Source organism: Oceanobacter sp. 4_MG-2023 (genome assembly GCF_030689165.1).
GTDB lineage: Bacteria > Pseudomonadota > Gammaproteobacteria > Pseudomonadales > Oceanobacteraceae > Oceanobacter.
On the sequence record NZ_JAUYVV010000004.1, the window covers coordinates 42179 to 59091 of the forward strand.

Consider the following 16913-nt stretch of genomic DNA (forward strand, 5'->3'; position numbering starts at 1 on the left):
ATGACAATAAGCCAAATTGAGATAAGGAACATCAAAGGCATTTCAAACGAATGCTTTAAGATGCAATTAAAAGCCTTTAAACCTAACCTTTTAGTTGCGCCAAATGGCTTTGGCAAAAGCTCAATCGCTACCGCATTTTCATCTATGAATACCAAGCGAATCGATCTCGCGGAAAAGGATCATCATAAAGAAAACGATAAATTGGCACCCGAACTGAGCATTACGGTTGACGGGCAGAAGTTAGCCGCCGACAAAACTAAAAACGAGATTCGAAAACAATTTGATGTGTTAGTTGTCAATAGCGGCCTCACCCCGAAGGCAAAAAAGCACTTCAAGGGGGCGGTATCTTCCACTATTGAAGTTAAACCTATAACTATCTGCAAAATTCCAGCTAAAGCTGACTTTTCATATAAGCCTGCCAACGCTAAAGCCCACTTTGGTCAAAACGGAAAGATTCTGCCCAACATCTCTGATCTTTTAAAAGACTCAAGACTTTTGGATGCGATTCAGGGCGTCGATTTATCAAAATTCGCTCAGGTTCGCATTCAGACAGCAGTGCAAGCCATAGTCGACAAGGTGAACCAACAGAATGGAAGTGCAGCGGTCATATCCCAATGGATATTGGATAACTGTATTCAAGAGCTCAGAGCAGTGACTATTTTAAATAGCATCTCTGAACGATTAGTCCAGTATGGTTCTGTTGATTCTGAGGTTGAGGGCTTTTTCGCAGCTAACCAGATCGCCAACATACATGCAGCCGATCCCAAAGCATTTTCCGCTGCAACAAACTGGCTACACTACGTAACAGTCAAAGCACATAATCAAGACTTGCTAACTAACTTTAAAAGCTCTAATTGGCAATGGGCCAAAGTTGAAGAATTAAAAAAAAGCAAAGAGCTAGTTATCAACTTCCCCAAAGCCCATCAGTTATCAAACGGCCAGCGAGACATCATCACGCTTGTGGTTCAGCTCCATAAAACCTTATACGAGGGTAGCAAAAAACCACTAATTTTGGTTATAGATGAAGTGTTCGACTATCTGGATGATGCGAACCTGGTAGCGTTTCAATACTATGTGACTTCAATTATTGAAGAATACAAAGCACGTAACCAAGTAATTTATCCTCTAATATTGACACACTTAGACCCCGGTGTATTTTTCGACTTCTGCTTTAACAAGCATAAGATCCAGATTAATTACCTGTTGTCAAAACCGGTTGGCAAGTCTAAAAATATTTTGAGATTAGTGGAGTTCAGAGATTCTGTTCAGTATGCAGATATGGTGCAACCGATTAGGGATTTATTAGACAAGCACTGGTTCCATTTTCATCCTGATGCACATGAGATAACAGATAACTGGCCCGATTTTCTGCCCAACGAATGGAAAAACTCTAATGTTTTCAAAGATTATTTCAGCAATGAACTTAACCGCTATTTGGCCAACAAAAACTATGATGCTGTAGCCGTTTGCTTTGCTGTACGGATTGTTATTGAACACCAAATTTATTGCCTTTTACCTGATGCTGATTGGCAAGAAAAGTTTATTTCGGAACACGGAACTTCCAATAAACTAGACGTGGCCTCTAGTGCTGGAATTGATATTCCTGAAAGCTATTTCTTACTAGGCATAATCTACAACACCAATTTACATTGGAACCAAGGGCGCGATTATGTATCTCCACTGGTATCTAAACTGAGCCACCCTACAATTAAGCAGCTAATTGCAAATATTGCATCGGCAGCGAATAGCTAGTTTTGTGGTAACTATCGATTAAGGAGTATACAAAATGGCTAAAGACCTAACCGCATCATCACATGACCGCCAAAACATCCTTAACAACCGCTACGCCCTGCAACAAGCTGAGCAGCATCTGGGCTTGGGTGGTGTGAACTTTGAAGGTGAAACGGTATTTACTAAGGCGCAGGTGGTTGCCTTGTATGAGGTAAGCGAGAGTACCATTGAGAAGTACCTTGTTAGCCATGCTGACGAGTTAAAAGTTAATGGTTACACCTTGCTTCGAGGGAAAAAGCTTAAAGAATTCAAAGAGTCACTCGATGGTACCGTAATCAATTACGGTATCAAAACGAGTGTGTTGGGTGTGTTCAGTTTTCGTGCAGTGCTTAATATCGGCATGCTCCTAACTGAAAGTGAACCAGCTCGCATACTACGCTCGCGCCTGCTGGATATTGTCTTGGATGTAATGGCCGAGCGCGCTGGTGGTCATACCAAGTTTATTAATCAGCGAGATGAAAATTACCTTGTCTCTGCTCTGCAAGAAGATAACTACCGCCGCCAGTTCACCGATGCATTGGATAAGTATGTAGAGGTCAATAAATGGACGTATGCACGCTTTACTAACCTTATATATCAAAGCATTTTTCATGAAAACGCGACTGAATATAAAAAGGTTTTAAACCTAGCAACGAAAACCAATATCCGTGAGACCCTATATTCAGAAGTACTAAATCTGATTGCTAGTTACGAATCAGGCATTGCTCATGAACTAGAGCAAGCTAGCAATAAGTTAGGCCGCAAGCTTTCGCAGAAAGAGGCGGAGGGGTTGTTTGCGAGTTTTGAAAGTCACCCTCTGTTCAAACCGCTGATTTTGGATGCCAGAACTAAAATGGCCAGCCGCGATTTGTGCTTCCGTGATGCCTTGCATGAAAAGCTGGAAGCTTATATTCAATCGGTACCCGAAGCTGATTTTGATCGCTTCTTGGGTGAGAAGAGCCGTTCTTTGGAAGAGCAATTGAGTGATCCAGAAACATTGGCCGTACTCAAACGATTGAAAGATCGATAAGCAAAGGAATGTGGCTATGAGCGATTCTACAGACACAGGCTTACGGTACTTCTATTTCGATGTGGCGCATGCGATTAGCGTTCACGATTGGATCATAGAGCATTCTGGCGGGCTAGCAGGCACCAAAGACGTTGGTCAGTTAGCCAGCCCGTTAGAGCATATACAAAATGACTGGTATTACCCAGAAATGGAGGACAAGCTGACTCACTTGGTATTCTCCATCAATAAAAACCATGCTTTTAATGATGGCAATAAACGATCATCGTTGGTGTTAGGTGCTTATTTCCTTGAATTAAACGGTTTTGATTATGTGGTAAAGCGCTTCGCCAAAGAAATGGAAAACATCGTCGTTTGGGTTGCAGATAACGTGATCGACAAGGATCTATTACGTCAGATCATCAGCTCAATACTTTATGACGACGATTATCCAGAGTCCGTTAAATTGGCTATATTTGAAGCGATCGAAGCAGCTAAAGATTACTAACCATTTCGTGGATCATCACGAGATGGTACGAGTATATGGCCATTTAGCATTGTTAATATTAAAATCGCATCAACAACACCCCTCCCTCTACCCGTTAGATCAGCGCCCCGCGAGGGGTTACTCGTTTTTAAGGCTTCTAATTTTTGCTACCGTAATCAGTTACGGCACCAAAATTAGCTTCCTGTAGTGGTTCAATGATTCCGGACACCAACGTAGGTGGTAATATCGCCACCATAAACGAGGTGTCTGATGACCAGCAAGCAACTGAGCGACCTGTCAGACCGATTCCTGTCTGATCAACCACTGTCTTACATCGCTGACTACTACCTTTATCAGGGAGCTGACACCCGTGACGCCAAACCGGCTGCAAACAACACAACCGATAAAGCGTGGCATGCCGAAATGGCCAGACGAGCCAGGTTGATTGGCGGCCGCGTGGAATCGCAAGTCAATAACTGGCTGACCCGCCATGCACATTGATATGCGCATTAAATCACTCGATCAGCCACCGGCACGAACTCAATAACCCTTGGCGATATCGACCAGGTTCCGCAACGGCTGACCGGCCAGCTGGCGGTAGCCGTTCTCGACCAGCTGCGCCAGCATTACCTGGCCAGAAGCCGACGATGCCATATGCGGCGTCACGATCACGCCGGCTTGATCCCAGAGAGGGTTGCCTTTCGGCAACGGCTCCTGCGCAAACACGTCCAGCACAACAGCTCGCAAATGGCCGCTGCTCAAGGCATCGATCAGGTCTTGCTCATTCAGGTGCTCGCCGCGGCCGCAGTTCATCACTACCGCGCCCGGCGGTAATTCAGCAAACAGCGAAGCATCCAGAATCGCCTCGGTTGCCGTGGTCAGGGGCAGCAGATTAACCAGCAGGTCACAGCTGGATAAAAACGTTCCTCGCTCAGCCTCTCCTGCGTAACAATGCACTTGCTCAATCTGCTTGCGACTGCCTGCCCAGCCAGAAACAGGATAACCAAGCCCGGCCAGCCTGGCCGCGATAAATCCCCCCAACTGCCCCAGGCCCATCACACCGATCCGCATACGACCAGCCTGGCGCTGCGGATGTAATTGCCAGATCTTGGCCTGCTGGTTGCTCAAGGCCAGATCAAAATCGCGCTGATGATGCAATACACCCCATAACACATATTCCAGCATGCCTTGCTGTTGCCCTTCATCAACGACTCGGGATACGGGCAAGCCGCTGTGCATCAGTATGTCGCCCAGATGATCAACCCCTGCCGATACAGCTTGCAGCAGCTGCAACCCGGGACAACGCTGCAACAAATCCACCGGTGGATGCCAACACGCCGCCACCTGGGCATGCCGGGCAGCCGGATCGTCCGGCGTACACACCGCAACCTGTGGATACTCTGTGGCCATCAGCGCCATCAAGCGGGCACTGAATGCCGGGTTATTGGTGGCAAACACAATGTTCAGATCAGAAGAGGAAGCCGGCGTAAGAGCGGGAGTGAGGGTGTCTGTATTCATCAGCGGCCATGATTGTCCAAGCATTCGATGCAATCCAGCTTACGCAACTCAGTTGCGCAAACCAACCAATGCGGATTGTTGAAGACGAAAACGGCTGAAGACAAAACAAGCACCACTGGCAGCACGTTTTTATTCACCAGCGGCGGGAATAACTGCAACAATTAATGGTCAACCGGTCGTATCAAGAAATGCCAACACTTCGTCGGATTGCCTCTGTTGCCAAAGACGGCTTTACTGACGGTGATAATAATAGTCCGGGCGCGACCGTCGACCCGGACCCAACGCCACTGTGGAGAGACTCTTATGACGGATGCACGGCAGCAGCCCGCTCAATACCCCACCCCGATACACCACCCGCACGACATCTGGCAGCTGGATGCAGAATATGTCACTCCGGGGGTCGCCAGTGTCTATATCATCCAACAGGAAGACCGCCTGGCCATTGTCGAAACCGGTACCTGCCATACCGTTCCTCATATACTGGAGCAGATCCATCAGCTCGGCCTGACCCCGGCCCACGTCGATTATGTGATCCCGACGCATGTTCACCTCGACCATGCCGCCGGTGCCGGACACCTGATGGCCTGGTGCCCCAATGCCCAACTGGTGATTCACCCCCGCGGGGCAGCCCATATGATCGACCCCGGCAAGCTGGAAGCCGGAACCCGAGCGGTGTATGGCGCCGAAAAATACGAGCAACTTTATGGCTCGCTGTTGCCGATTGCCGCAGAGCGGGTGATTCAGGCCAGCGATGGTTTCACGCTGGACTTCAACGGTCGCACCTTTACCTTTCTGGATACACAGGGTCACGCCAAGCATCACTTTTGCGTCCACGACAGCGCCAGCAACAGCATCTTCAGTGGCGACACCTTTGGTATTTCCTATCGCGCGTTCGATGCCGACGATGGCCAGAATCTACTGTTTGTAACCACCACCCCGGTGCACTTTGATCCACCCGCGTTGCGTGCCAGCATCGAACGGCTGGCAGGGCTCAAGCCCGAGCGTATTTACCTCACTCACTACGGCCCGATTGTTCCCCACGCTGACAACGTCAGCCAGTTGCTGCAATCCCTCGATGCCTTTGTTGCCATCGCCCGGCAGGAAATCGCGCCGCCCGAAGGCCGCAGCGACCGAATCCAGCAGCGCATGATGGCATACCTGCTGGCGCAGCTGGAAACAATCAACCCCGCCGCCGACCTGGATCAGGCTCGCCACTGGCTCAGCATGGACGTCAACCTCAACACCCAGGGCATTGAGGTGTGGTTGCAACGACAGGCGTCATAACCGCTGGCGCTCCGGAGATGCTTGCCGAGCGCGCGACGACGGAGCGTATCACCCCTGTTGCAGGATTTTTGCCGTATCGCGCTCCCGCACGTTATCCAGATAACGGCGACAGGCGCTATCCGGGGCCAGCAACACCCCCTGTTCATCCAACGGTGGCACATTGACAAGATAATCCAGAAACGGCGTCAGCAAGCTGTCGGCCATGCTGTACTGCTCACCGGCAATCCAGCGTGACGCCGCTAGCTGGCGCTCGATCACTGCCAGAAACTCACGGACTCGCGGCAGATTACCCCGTATCACATCCAGACGCGGCCGGCCGTTGTCACCCTGGGGAAACACCAGCTCCAGCATAAAGCCGTCCATGGTGTAGAGCCGTCCATAAATCGCGATCGCTCCGGTCCAGCGCAGCACCGTCGCCCGCTGCTGGCTCGACAACGCCGCCAGGCGCCCAGAAGCACCAGCCAGATCATCCAGATAGGTACAAATAGCCGTTACTTCCGGCAGACTGAAATCGCCGTCCAGCAAGATCGGGAATTTCCCAAACGGATTGAGCGCCAGATGATCCGGGGAATACGGGGCAATCGGGTTGCCCGACGGGGCCATGCCAAATGCCAGCGGCAATCCCAGCTCATGGGCATACAAACGAACCGCACGAACATACGGACTGATGGCCGGACCAAAAAGATACAATGAACTCATATTAAAAGACTCCGCAGCAAAAATGGGCCATTCCTGATTCTGAGATGGCCTGACGCACTGTATGCCGCCCAACAATATGTTCAACAACATATTCTGGCAAACCGGCACGATGGCCTGGAATAAAGGCCACAAAAAAACAGCCACTGTATTACAACAGTGGCTGTTTGTTTTCTGCTACTGACCGGCCACTGATAGCCTGAATCAGTTCCGGATCAGGTAATCAAACGCTCCCAGTGCGGCGGTGGCCCCGGCACCCATGGAGATGATGATCTGCTTGAACGGCACCGTGGTAACGTCACCGGCCGCCAATATACCAGGCACGCTGGTCTGGCCTTTGGCGTCAATCACGATCTCACCCCGGTTACTCAGTTCCAAAGTGCCTTGCAGAAATTCGCTGTTGGGCACCAGACCAATCTGGACGAAGATACCGGCCACTGTCAGGTCGTGCATCTCGCCGCTGACGCGATCCTTGTATTTCAGGCCTGTCGCCTTGCTGCCATCACCAACCACTTCAGTGGTCATGGCGTTTTTGATGATGGTAACGTTCGGCAGGGATTCTGCTTTTTTCACCAGCACGGCGTCGGCACGCAGGGTGTCGCCAAATTCCAGTACGGTTACGTGTTCAACGATCCCTGCCAGGTCAATCGCGGCTTCGATACCGGAGTTACCACCACCAATAACGGCAGTTGGCTTGCCTTTGAACAGCGGGCCGTCACAGTGCGGGCAGAAGGCCACCCCTTTGGTTTTGTACTGCTCTTCACCGGGTACGTTCATTTCTCTCCAGCGTGCACCAGTCGCCAGAATCACGGCTTTGCTGGTCAGGATGGCACCGTTTTCCAGTTCAACCTGTTTCAGTGTCTGGCCGTCGACTTCAATCTCACGAATCGCTTTGGCACGCTGGTTGGTCATCACATCGATATCGTAATCCTTGACGTGCTCTTCCAGGCCAGCCACCAATTTCGGGCCATCGGTGGCTTTTACCGAGATAAAGTTTTCGATCGCCAGTGTGTCCATGACTTGCCCGCCAAAACGTTCAGCCACAATACCGGTGCGGATGCCTTTACGGGCAGTGTAAATCGCCGCTGAAGCACCCGCAGGGCCACCACCGACCACCAGCACGTCGAACTGTTCCTTGGCGGAAATTTCGGCGGCTTTTTTGGCATCGGCGTCATCGTCCACCTTGTTGAGGATCTCTTCCAGCGTCATGCGACCGTTGCCGAAAGGTTCGCCGTTCAGCATCAAAGTTGGTACCGCCATAATACCCACGGTTTCCACTTCTTGCGGGAACACACCACCGTCGATCATGGTGGCACGCACGTTCGGGTTCAGTACCGCCATCAGGTTGATGGCCTGGACGACATCCGGGCAGTTGTGGCAAGACAAGGATATGTACACTTCAAAGTCCAGTGGCTTGTTCAGGCCTTTGACTTGCTCCAGCAACTCAGGTGCCGCTTTGCTTGGATGACCGCCCGCTTGCAGCAGCGCCAGTACCAGTGAAGTGAACTCGTGGCCCATTGGCACACCGGCAAAGGTGACTCGGGCCGCTTCGCCTTCCGGGCCAACCGTCATGCGTGGTGTACGACCACTGTCACCAGAGACGATTTTCAGGGCAACCTTGTCGGACAGGTCGGCAATATCACGACCCAAGCTTTCCAGCTCGATGGATTTGTCGTTGCCTTCTTTGGTGTAGACAGTCAGCTCAATCGGACGAACGATGTTTTGGAGATAAGCGCCCAATTGCTGTTTCATGTTTGCGTCAAGCATGATGGTTTCCTTATTTCGTTGATTTCGTTCAGGCTGCTGCAACGACGGCATGAACGCCTTTATTCAAGATACGAGACTATGATAGCCCTGCCCCTATGATTATATAAATCAATCTTTTCTAACTATTCGATAGCTTGAAGCTAAAAATAAAAACAAAAAATATCTGATTGTCATTGTGTCCCTGGACTGACAGACCTCGCTTGAGTCGTATCAATGTCCGGCCGGGTTAGTGGCTGACAGGGTTGTTTGTAGAGCTGTTACTGCTCTGGTTTTACTGTGGCTACAAACGCAAACAGCCCCGTCTGAAGACGAGGCTGTTCACAACAGTGGAGCAGCCGCGGATGCTCCCTTTTATCTTACCTGCCCAAAATTCAGATCAGATTTTGCCAACCAGATCCAGTGAAGGAGCCAGTGTGGCTTCGCCTTCTTTCCACTTGGCCGGGCAAACTTCACCTGGGTGAGCCGCGACGTATTGAGCCGCTTTGATTTTGCGCATCAGGTCGTCGGCATCACGGCCAATACCTTCAGCGGTCACTTCCATGGCTTGAATCACACCTTCTGGATCGATCAGGAAAGTGGCACGGTCTGCCAGGCCTTGACCTTCACGCAGTACACCGAAGTTGCTGGTGATAGTGGCCGTCTGGTCGCCTACCATGTAGTAGTTGATGGTGCCAATCGCATCTGAAGTGTCGTGCCATGCTTTGTGGCAGAAGTGGGTATCCGTCGAAACAGAGAACACTTCAACACCCATGGATTGCAGTTCTTCGTATTTGCTGGCCAGGTCTTCCAGTTCAGTCGGGCAAACAAAGGTGAAGTCAGCTGGGTAGAAGAAAAAGACAGCCCATTTACCCAGAACGTCGGCTTCGGTGATGTCGACGAATTCGCCTTGTTTAAAGGCAGTAGCAGAGAATGGTTTGATAGCAGTATTGATCATAGTGGTCACTCCAGTGAGTTTGAGTCAGAGAATATATCCGGGAACGAGATCTATAATGCGCCGCCCCACGCCATAGGTTAAATTAATCTTTTTAAATAGGCCTATAGCCAATAGCCAATAGCCATCGAACGATATCGCTATTGAGACGAGCCGAATGAAAGCCAGCAGGCAGCCGGCTGGATTAACTCGAACACAATTGTGAGTCAGGTAAAGGCAAGCCCAGACCAGACACGACCGACGCTTACGGTAATGTCTGGCCATCCGGGCAAGAAATCAATGAGTCAGATCAGCAATATGCCTGAACCAGGCCAGATATTGCGGATACCCCCCCGCACAGACAAAATTAACCTGCAGCGGATCGGCCGGATCACTCAAGCCCGCCACTGCTTGCCAGTACGACTCATGATCAGCCGGGTGCTGCTGCAGGGCGTCAACATCCACACTCGGGCGAATCACCTCACCGCCACTGCTATCGACCAGCAAGACTACGTTATCGGATTCGAACTGACGGCCGAGATCCTGCACCAGGGTCAGGAAGCCCCGGTCACTGCCACCCCGTTGCCATTCATCCCCCACCCGATGGGAGGTGATGGTGTCACCCACGCCGATAATGCGGGGCATCTGGGCCGGATCAAACGCTTCCCTGGATAAAGCCAGCAGTGCGGCATGGGAGCCTGGTGCGCTACGGGCGCTGAAATCTTCTCCCAGTGGATACACCCCGGTTTTGGCAGCGTAATACTGATTCAGTAATACCAGCACTCCGGACTCCTTTACTGCACCGGTCAGCATGAACTGGAAATCTGTGGTTCCCCAGCTGTTACCATCGGCCGGTTTAATCCGCTCTTGCCCGGTTACCGGATCGGTTCCCAGGTTTGGGGCATAGTGGATAAAGAAAGAATCGCCCATGCCTTGTGCTTTCGCCTCTAGCAGCAATTTGGCCATAAAAGACTGCAAATCGTGTTGCAGCCGCGTCACGCTACTGACCGAACCGAGTACGGCACATAACAGGTTGGCATTAATCGTCGGCGAAGCGCGGTTATCCAGCACGACGGCGTCTGCCAGCAAGTGGATGTTTTCCTTGGCGAGGTTGTAGGGAGTATTGCCCAGTAAATTGATCAGAAAATAGCGGGCTTTCACTGGTATTTGCAGCAAGAAGGCCATTTCTGCCGAGCTGACACCGGGGTGAGTGACTTTGCCAAAGCGATCCTGTAACTGGACGCCGCCGGCACCCAGGCCCGGCAAATACAAACCTTGCTGCTTGGCTGTTGAGTCTCCTAACGCCCGATCAACAATCGGATTGACCCCTCGTTTGCCGATGTGTTCGCCATTGGTGAGCACGTAGAAATGCCCGGCCTGTTGGCGTACAGCCTGGATATAAGCAGGATCCATCGTGCGGCTCAGCGGGTCGTTAACCAACCCCATACACACACCGTCCAGATCCTGAATGATCAGATAATCGCGTTCTGCCGCCAAGGCATCAGCGAGCGGAGAAGTATCGGTGTGCCATTGATACGAAGAAAGATCCGGGGACATACAGGCTCCATCGTTGCTGGTTTTTCAGACAACGACCATACCATTCCTGATCTGCTTTGGCTCTGCTGCGACCAGAGCCAGACCAGTCTTGATCAGACGCGGGAGGCCGCGCCGTCGTTCGCCATGGCCGCCGCCGGCGGCATGGACTCCAGATGCAAGGTGCGTGTCGGGAAGGCACAGTCAGCTCCCTCAGCATGGATGATACGGATCATCTCCAGCATCACCGCCTGCTTGACCTTGTGGTAGGTGCTCCAGTCGGTGGTTTTGGTAAAACAGTACACAAAGAAATCCAGACTGGAGGCACCAAAACTGTTGAAGTTCACCATGATCATTTGATCGGTATCGATATCCGGATGTGCTCGTAACATGGTATCGATCTTGTGCAACACATTATCCAGCAAGTGGGAGTCCTGATAACGCAAGCCGATGGTTTCATAGATACGGCGATTCAGCATCCGTGACGGGTTTTCCACCGCAATACTGGTAAATACCGAGTTAGGTACATACAAGGGGCGTTTGTCGAAGGTGCGAATACAGGTAACCCGAAAGCCGATGTGCTCCACCGTACCTTCGATATTGCGATCCGGGGAACGGATCCAGTCTCCTACTTTGAAGGGGCGATCCATATACACCACGATCGAACCAAAAAAGTTAGCCAGCAAGTCCTTGGCCGCCAGGCCAACCACCAGCCCGCCGACCCCACCAAACGCCAGCAAGCCAGAAATGGTAATCCCCAGCGACTGGAATACCGGCATCATGATCAATATCGTGACGGCGACCTTGGCCAGCTTGCCGACCAACTGAATCGTGGTTGGATCGGCTCCCCGTACAATCTGCCGCTGCTCTACCTGGTTAATCAGCCGCCAGATTCCCCAGGCCACCAGGATAATCAACGACAGCTGCCGCACCACCGGCACGCTGGTCATGACATCCAGCTGAAAGTTACGGGTAGTAATATCGGCCACCCAGGTGGCGCCAATGGCAATAATGATCCAGTTCACCGGCACCGCAATGGCATTCAGCAGCACATCATCCCACTGATTATTACTATGAGCTGCCAGCCGAGCCAGACGCTTGCGCACAATACGCCAGACAAAAGCAGCCACCACCATAATCGTCAGGGCAATTGAGACATCCCAGAACCAGTCATAATTCTGGCTGACCAGGTCATGCCACCAATCTGGCAGTGTAAAAACGAAATCGGACATAAATCGATCCTTGGCAACAGCAAACGCAACGGAAGTAATAAGCACAAGATCGAGAGAGTAGGGAAAAACCATGAAAGTAACAATTCACTGGTGAAATCCATGGCAGATATTCAGTCGCAGTGATGCCGATATGGTGGCCAATACATGGCTTTATTCCGGTTTGAGCGCAGAGTCGGTGCTACTATCGCCTCAACCGAACATGAATCCGCTTGATTTATGCAACTTGTATTGAGTCTTACACAACCTTGTTCCATAAAAATACATTACCGATCAGCCATATAGCTGATACCCTCCCCGGCCTCTTGTTCCTGATCCTGTTTTCATCTCAAGGTAGTCATTTCATGAAACACCCTCTTTCCGTTGCCATTTTATTAATGGCCAGCTCCTGCTATTCCGTTGCCAGCGAAGCCGCCATGCGCAGCCAGGGCGACTGGTACGGCTATTGGGGCTGGAACAACGCCACCTACTCCGACAGCGATATCCATTTTGAGGGAGACGACTACGACTTTACCCTGCATAACGTCTCCGCCAAGGATCATCAGACCCCGTTCAGCATTGCACAGGTTTTTCATAGCTACCTGAACCCCGGCCGCTTGACGATTCCCCAATACAACTGGCGTTTCGGCTACTTTGTGCAGGATAACTGGTCAGTCTCGCTGGGCTGGGATCATATGAAGTACGTTATGGTCCAGGACCAGACCGTCACCATGACCGGAGTGAACGATCGCGACGGTTTCGAAAAAACCAACCCTGCCGCCGAAGAGGTTGTATTAAGCGGCGACTTCCTCACCTACGAACACACCGATGGCTTTAACCAGATCTCACTGGAAACCGAGGCCTATTTACCGGTATGGCAGTACGGTACGGACAAGGACATTGCCCTGTTTGCCGGTGCGGGTGCGGGCATTATGTACCCGAAAAGTAACGTCAAACTGATGAGTGGCGCGCGTAACGATGAGTGGCATATTGCCGGTTACAGCACACTGGTGAAAATCGGCGTGGAAGCCAACGTCTGGCGAGGATTGTTTGTGCGCTTTATTGGCAAGTACGGTTACGTCAATATGACCGATGTACTGACCACCCATAGCAGCAGCGACAGGGCTCGTCAAAAAGTGTTCTACGATGAATATATTGGCGCCGTCGGGTATCGGTTCTGAGTCCTCTATTGTATGGATGATCGAGGGTGTTCGCGTTAAAGGTGTCACACAGGGCTGAGGGAAAGATCATAACCAGGAGAAAAAAGCGTCGTTTCCTGGTGGTCAGAGATCTGCGAATCACACAGCCTCAGCAAAGCTGAGGCTGGACTCGCAACAAATTGCTCGCCCGTGTTGGCGGCGTTCAGGCTGTAGAAAAACCTCCCGAACTATGATCTGACCGGGTTTTGAAATGCAGGAGGCGGTGATGGCTCGTTCAAACACTATGATTACAAGCAAACGTCGATGGTGGTCATTAATTATCAGGATCAGTTGCAGCCAGGTACTTTTGAGCATGCCCTGAATTATCCCTATTTTTTATAAAGAGGCTGAAAAGCTGGGTCTGTCCGCGTTTCACCAGCCTTATCTTTAAAGCCCTGTTTTGTGATACTGTCCCGCACTCAAAAACCCTGTTCTGCGAAACTGTTCCGTTCTTTATAACCTTAGAACAGGCACTGAAAGTGATATGGTATCTGGCTTTTAGACAGCTAAAGCCTGAAAGACCGGAAACACAGAATTAGCCAAGGGTTGCCGATAAAACCGGCAATTAACAATGGAAAATGAGCTTAGTGGGTAAATTGATTAGAAATAAATTTTTCTACAGGCTTGTTAGGAATAGAGGGCAGCATGAAGATGCTTTTAGTCACTGAAATACATAGCTGTATTGTGGTTTCTTTATGAAAGGTTATGATCAAGAGAAAGTTATAAATAATTCATGTTTATTGCCAGTTGGTTCGACTTTCTTTAGATATGCTAGGTTGTATGATATAGATGAGATTGTAAAGCTGGATGAAAGTGTTTTCGATAAGCATGAAACAATTGATAGGAATAAGTTTTTCGAATGGCATAATAAAAACCCAAAAATTTTTACCTGTCTAGTTGATGATAATAAGGTTGCAGGGTACTTCTCTATATTGCCTTTAAAAAAAGAGTCATTAGATAAATTCTTAGCAGGGGAGGTTTGCGAAAAAAGTTTTACCAGCAATGATATTCTCCAATATAAGGATGCTGTTGGTCATTGTAGGGATTTTTATTTTTTCTCTATAGCTATAAATTCAAATGGCAGGAAATTATTCTTGCGGTATTTTCTAAATGAAATAGCAAAAGAGTTGCAAGCTAATAATAATTCAAGAAATTTATATGTCACAGCAGCTAAAAATGAAGGAAGGGCTTTGATTGAACGGTTTAACTTTAGACTCGTTCAAAAGGGGGCGTGTCGTGCTGATGGCCATGATTTGTATGTTAAAGAAGTTGATGATTTTATTAAACGTATTAAGGCCCATAGAGGCTATATCAAATATCGACTTGATAATATAGATAAAATTTATTGATTAACCGGAAACCGATACCTGATAATAAACAGCAGCTGGGCCTTTTCTATCTGGTGCGTAACAAGTGTCGGATGACGCGCTAATCGGGTTTCAGGTGTTGGCTGGTTCGGTGTCGGGCGCTTATCCAACCTACGACTGGTGCGTAACAAGCTGTTCCCAATTCAAACCGTTAGCAGCACTTGCAAACCTTGTTTCCCAAGGAACAAGAGAAGAAGTATTCAATGAGCTAATAGGATTCATCAGGAGTACACTATCTAATTCCAGCAAGTTGGCAAAAGCACTCACTGCATAGCCTCCCATAGAACCACCATAGCCAATTTTCCGTCGAAATTTCTTCAACTGCAAAGCAAAACTCTCAAGAAAATCAATAAACAAATCATTTCTGTACCAAGTAGTCTCTCCTATGCAAGAAAAAGATATTACATTTAAATTTTTCTTGCAGAGATACTCATATCCCCATGGAGAATACGAGGTTTCATGTATATTATTTGGATTAGTAACCTCTCCCGCATTCGAAAAGCTTATTACCAATGGGGCTTCAGTGTTCAAAATTGAATATTTTAAATAAACACCCCCAACAACCCCGCAACCTTTACAAGGTTTAGAACTGGAATGGTCCAATTCTAAAATGTTGTCACCATACAATAATTCAAACAAAAGCAATACCCCAGAAATAACTTACTTCAATAATGACTTATAATATTCGATCTTTTCTCTTATAAACCCACCATGCGGCCTGAATCTATTGGCGATAAGCATCAAAGAATTTGCTTTCTTCAGGTCAACCTTCTCCAAAAGCAAAGCCGAGTCTCGCACAATATCAATCTCTTTTTCTGTAAGATAATCTGCTTTATAGGATAAAGTTGAGATAATACCCAATATAGAATTGAATTCTTCTTCTGTGAACTTATAGTTGCTTTCATCAGGGTAGTCTTCAAAACTACCATCAAAACTTTGTTCAAGACCAAACCAATCAAATAAAGTATGATTTTTATTCTCAAAAACGGAATAAAATTCTTGTGCTTCCTTCTTTGATGGCATCACTTTACAGCTATCACGGTTAATTTTTGACCTGACTTTGTCAACGATCACGGATGGATAATCCAAATTTATGAGAAGATGTGAACACAGGCTATATAATCTACTAACCCCCTCGTTCACCCGGATGGATTCCAAAGAATAAGGGAGGTTTATTATTCTTGGAAAATCCGAACAAATATCACCATCAATCAAGTTATTTTTTTCGAACAATCGAAGTGAAACCGATTCTTTTCCAAAAATATTGCACCATATTTTTATTTTTCTTTCAAAATCCAAATATTTTTTCAAATCGTCCGTTAATTCAGGTAATGCTGAAGCAGAATGTCCGCATAAACAGCTAGACAACATAAGTTTCGGAACACTACATTTTGCGGCCTGTTGCTTAAACGATAACGCAAGTTTATCCTGGCGTCTCAAATAAACGATAATAACCACCTTATCAAAGTAACATAAAATAGTTTCTTTTAATTTGGATATTTCCTCTTCATCATTCAAAAGAGAAAAATGTTCTCCAGAAATGATAACGTTATCTTGGGTCGATTTACCCAAGAAACCATCAAAATCTGAAGACACTTCATACTCCATTGACTCACTACCTTTTATTTTAATAAAAGATGATGAATTACCCAGTTTATCAAGTGACAAAAATTCCCAACCGACATCCAACAAATTTGATCTATTATTATATAGAGCTAATTGTAATGACGAAGACCCCGTCTTATGAAACCCTATATGCAAATACAATGTTCTCATATTTATTCTCAAAAAAATATCTAGTATTTATTTTATCACTAATTATTGCACCTAGGAACCCTTCAGAAAGAGTACCTCATCATGGTAAACCAAGTCTGAGTTCTCTTTCGTATTAAGATATATTTAATAACGGATTGGACAGATTTGCTCTGACGCCAGAGCTCGACAAGACCGTTTTGGTTCATGAGTGGCAATGGCCACAATCGATTGGCACTGCCTGTCGACAGCTTGCAAGAGTTTTCCTAGAGAACGTGTACCTGATTCCATGGCAAAAGAGCCATAAAAGTGCCTGTTAGCTTCAACGACGACAGATATGGACTTTGATCTTAAACGGGATGTTATGCGTCGCTACACTAGCCCAACCTACCATATGACTTTGGTCATCAGGTAGG

General features: G+C 48.4%; 15 protein-coding genes. 7 read left to right on the plus strand and 8 right to left on the minus strand.

From position 1 onward, the window contains the following. The 4 genes from Q8W24_RS04760 (at nucleotide 1) to Q8W24_RS04775 (ending at nucleotide 3764) form a co-directional block, all read left to right on the plus strand. On the plus strand, nucleotides 1-1752 hold the full coding sequence (locus Q8W24_RS04760) for a hypothetical protein (protein WP_305474565.1): 1752 nt from the start codon (nucleotides 1-3) through the stop codon (nucleotides 1750-1752). Between the two features lie 34 nt (nucleotides 1753-1786). Continuing rightward, the gene (locus tag Q8W24_RS04765; protein ID WP_305474567.1) at nucleotides 1787-2800 is read left to right on the plus strand and encodes a DNA-binding protein; all 1014 of its coding nucleotides are present in this window, start codon (nucleotides 1787-1789) and stop codon (nucleotides 2798-2800) included. 16 nt (nucleotides 2801-2816) lie between these two features. Beyond that, nucleotides 2817-3284 (plus strand): type II toxin-antitoxin system death-on-curing family toxin, encoded by a 468-nt coding sequence (locus Q8W24_RS04770; RefSeq protein ID WP_305474569.1) that lies wholly within the window; start codon nucleotides 2817-2819, stop codon nucleotides 3282-3284. 249 nt (nucleotides 3285-3533) lie between these two features. After that, a complete protein-coding gene (locus tag Q8W24_RS04775) occupies nucleotides 3534-3764 on the plus strand; it encodes a hypothetical protein (protein ID WP_305474571.1) in 231 nt (76 codons plus the stop codon). Nucleotides 3765-3803: 39 nt separating this feature from the next. Here the strand turns inward: Q8W24_RS04775 and Q8W24_RS04780 are convergent, their stop codons facing one another. After that, a complete protein-coding gene (locus Q8W24_RS04780; RefSeq protein WP_305474573.1) occupies nucleotides 3804-4805 on the minus strand; it encodes a glyoxylate/hydroxypyruvate reductase A in 1002 nt (333 codons plus the stop codon). Between the two features lie 279 nt (nucleotides 4806-5084). Between Q8W24_RS04780 and Q8W24_RS04785 the strand changes: the two genes are divergently transcribed. Further along, nucleotides 5085-6065: an MBL fold metallo-hydrolase gene (locus tag Q8W24_RS04785; protein WP_305474575.1), complete on the plus strand. Its 981-nt coding sequence runs from the start codon at nucleotides 5085-5087 to the stop codon at nucleotides 6063-6065. 48 nt (nucleotides 6066-6113) lie between these two features. Here the strand turns inward: Q8W24_RS04785 and Q8W24_RS04790 are convergent, their stop codons facing one another. The 5 genes from Q8W24_RS04790 to Q8W24_RS04810 all read right to left on the minus strand — a co-directional run bounded on the left by Q8W24_RS04790 (nucleotide 6114) and on the right by Q8W24_RS04810 (nucleotide 12203). Further along, on the minus strand, nucleotides 6114-6764 hold the full coding sequence (locus tag Q8W24_RS04790; protein ID WP_305474577.1) for a glutathione S-transferase family protein: 651 nt from the start codon (nucleotides 6762-6764) through the stop codon (nucleotides 6114-6116). A gap of 201 nt (nucleotides 6765-6965) precedes the next feature. Beyond that, complete coding sequence (gene ahpF / locus Q8W24_RS04795) at nucleotides 6966-8528, minus strand: alkyl hydroperoxide reductase subunit F (RefSeq protein ID WP_305474578.1); 1563 nt, start codon at nucleotides 8526-8528, stop codon at nucleotides 6966-6968. Between the two features lie 376 nt (nucleotides 8529-8904). Then, entirely contained in the window at nucleotides 8905-9462 is a 558-nt protein-coding gene (ahpC, locus tag Q8W24_RS04800; RefSeq protein WP_305414378.1) for an alkyl hydroperoxide reductase subunit C, read from the minus strand. Between the two features lie 273 nt (nucleotides 9463-9735). Beyond that, on the minus strand, nucleotides 9736-10995 hold the full coding sequence (gene stpA / locus Q8W24_RS04805; RefSeq protein ID WP_305474580.1) for a glucosylglycerol 3-phosphatase: 1260 nt from the start codon (nucleotides 10993-10995) through the stop codon (nucleotides 9736-9738). A gap of 92 nt (nucleotides 10996-11087) precedes the next feature. Beyond that, nucleotides 11088-12203 carry a mechanosensitive ion channel family protein gene (locus Q8W24_RS04810; protein WP_305452479.1) on the minus strand — a complete coding sequence of 372 codons (1116 nt, stop codon included), beginning with the start codon at nucleotides 12201-12203 and terminating at the stop codon, nucleotides 11088-11090. A 341-nt stretch (nucleotides 12204-12544) separates the two neighbouring features. Between Q8W24_RS04810 and Q8W24_RS04815 the strand changes: the two genes are divergently transcribed. Both Q8W24_RS04815 and Q8W24_RS04820 read left to right on the plus strand, forming a co-directional pair. Continuing rightward, nucleotides 12545-13360: a hypothetical protein gene (locus tag Q8W24_RS04815; protein WP_305414381.1), complete on the plus strand. Its 816-nt coding sequence runs from the start codon at nucleotides 12545-12547 to the stop codon at nucleotides 13358-13360. A 713-nt stretch (nucleotides 13361-14073) separates the two neighbouring features. Further along, a complete protein-coding gene (locus Q8W24_RS04820; RefSeq protein ID WP_305474582.1) occupies nucleotides 14074-14727 on the plus strand; it encodes a hypothetical protein in 654 nt (217 codons plus the stop codon). Nucleotides 14728-14856: 129 nt separating this feature from the next. Here the strand turns inward: Q8W24_RS04820 and Q8W24_RS04825 are convergent, their stop codons facing one another. Continuing rightward, nucleotides 14857-15384 carry a hypothetical protein gene (locus Q8W24_RS04825; protein ID WP_305414383.1) on the minus strand — a complete coding sequence of 176 codons (528 nt, stop codon included), beginning with the start codon at nucleotides 15382-15384 and terminating at the stop codon, nucleotides 14857-14859. Between the two features lie 21 nt (nucleotides 15385-15405). Continuing rightward, nucleotides 15406-16521 (minus strand): hypothetical protein, encoded by a 1116-nt coding sequence (locus tag Q8W24_RS04830; RefSeq protein WP_305474584.1) that lies wholly within the window; start codon nucleotides 16519-16521, stop codon nucleotides 15406-15408. Between the last annotated feature and the right edge of the window lie 392 nt (nucleotides 16522-16913).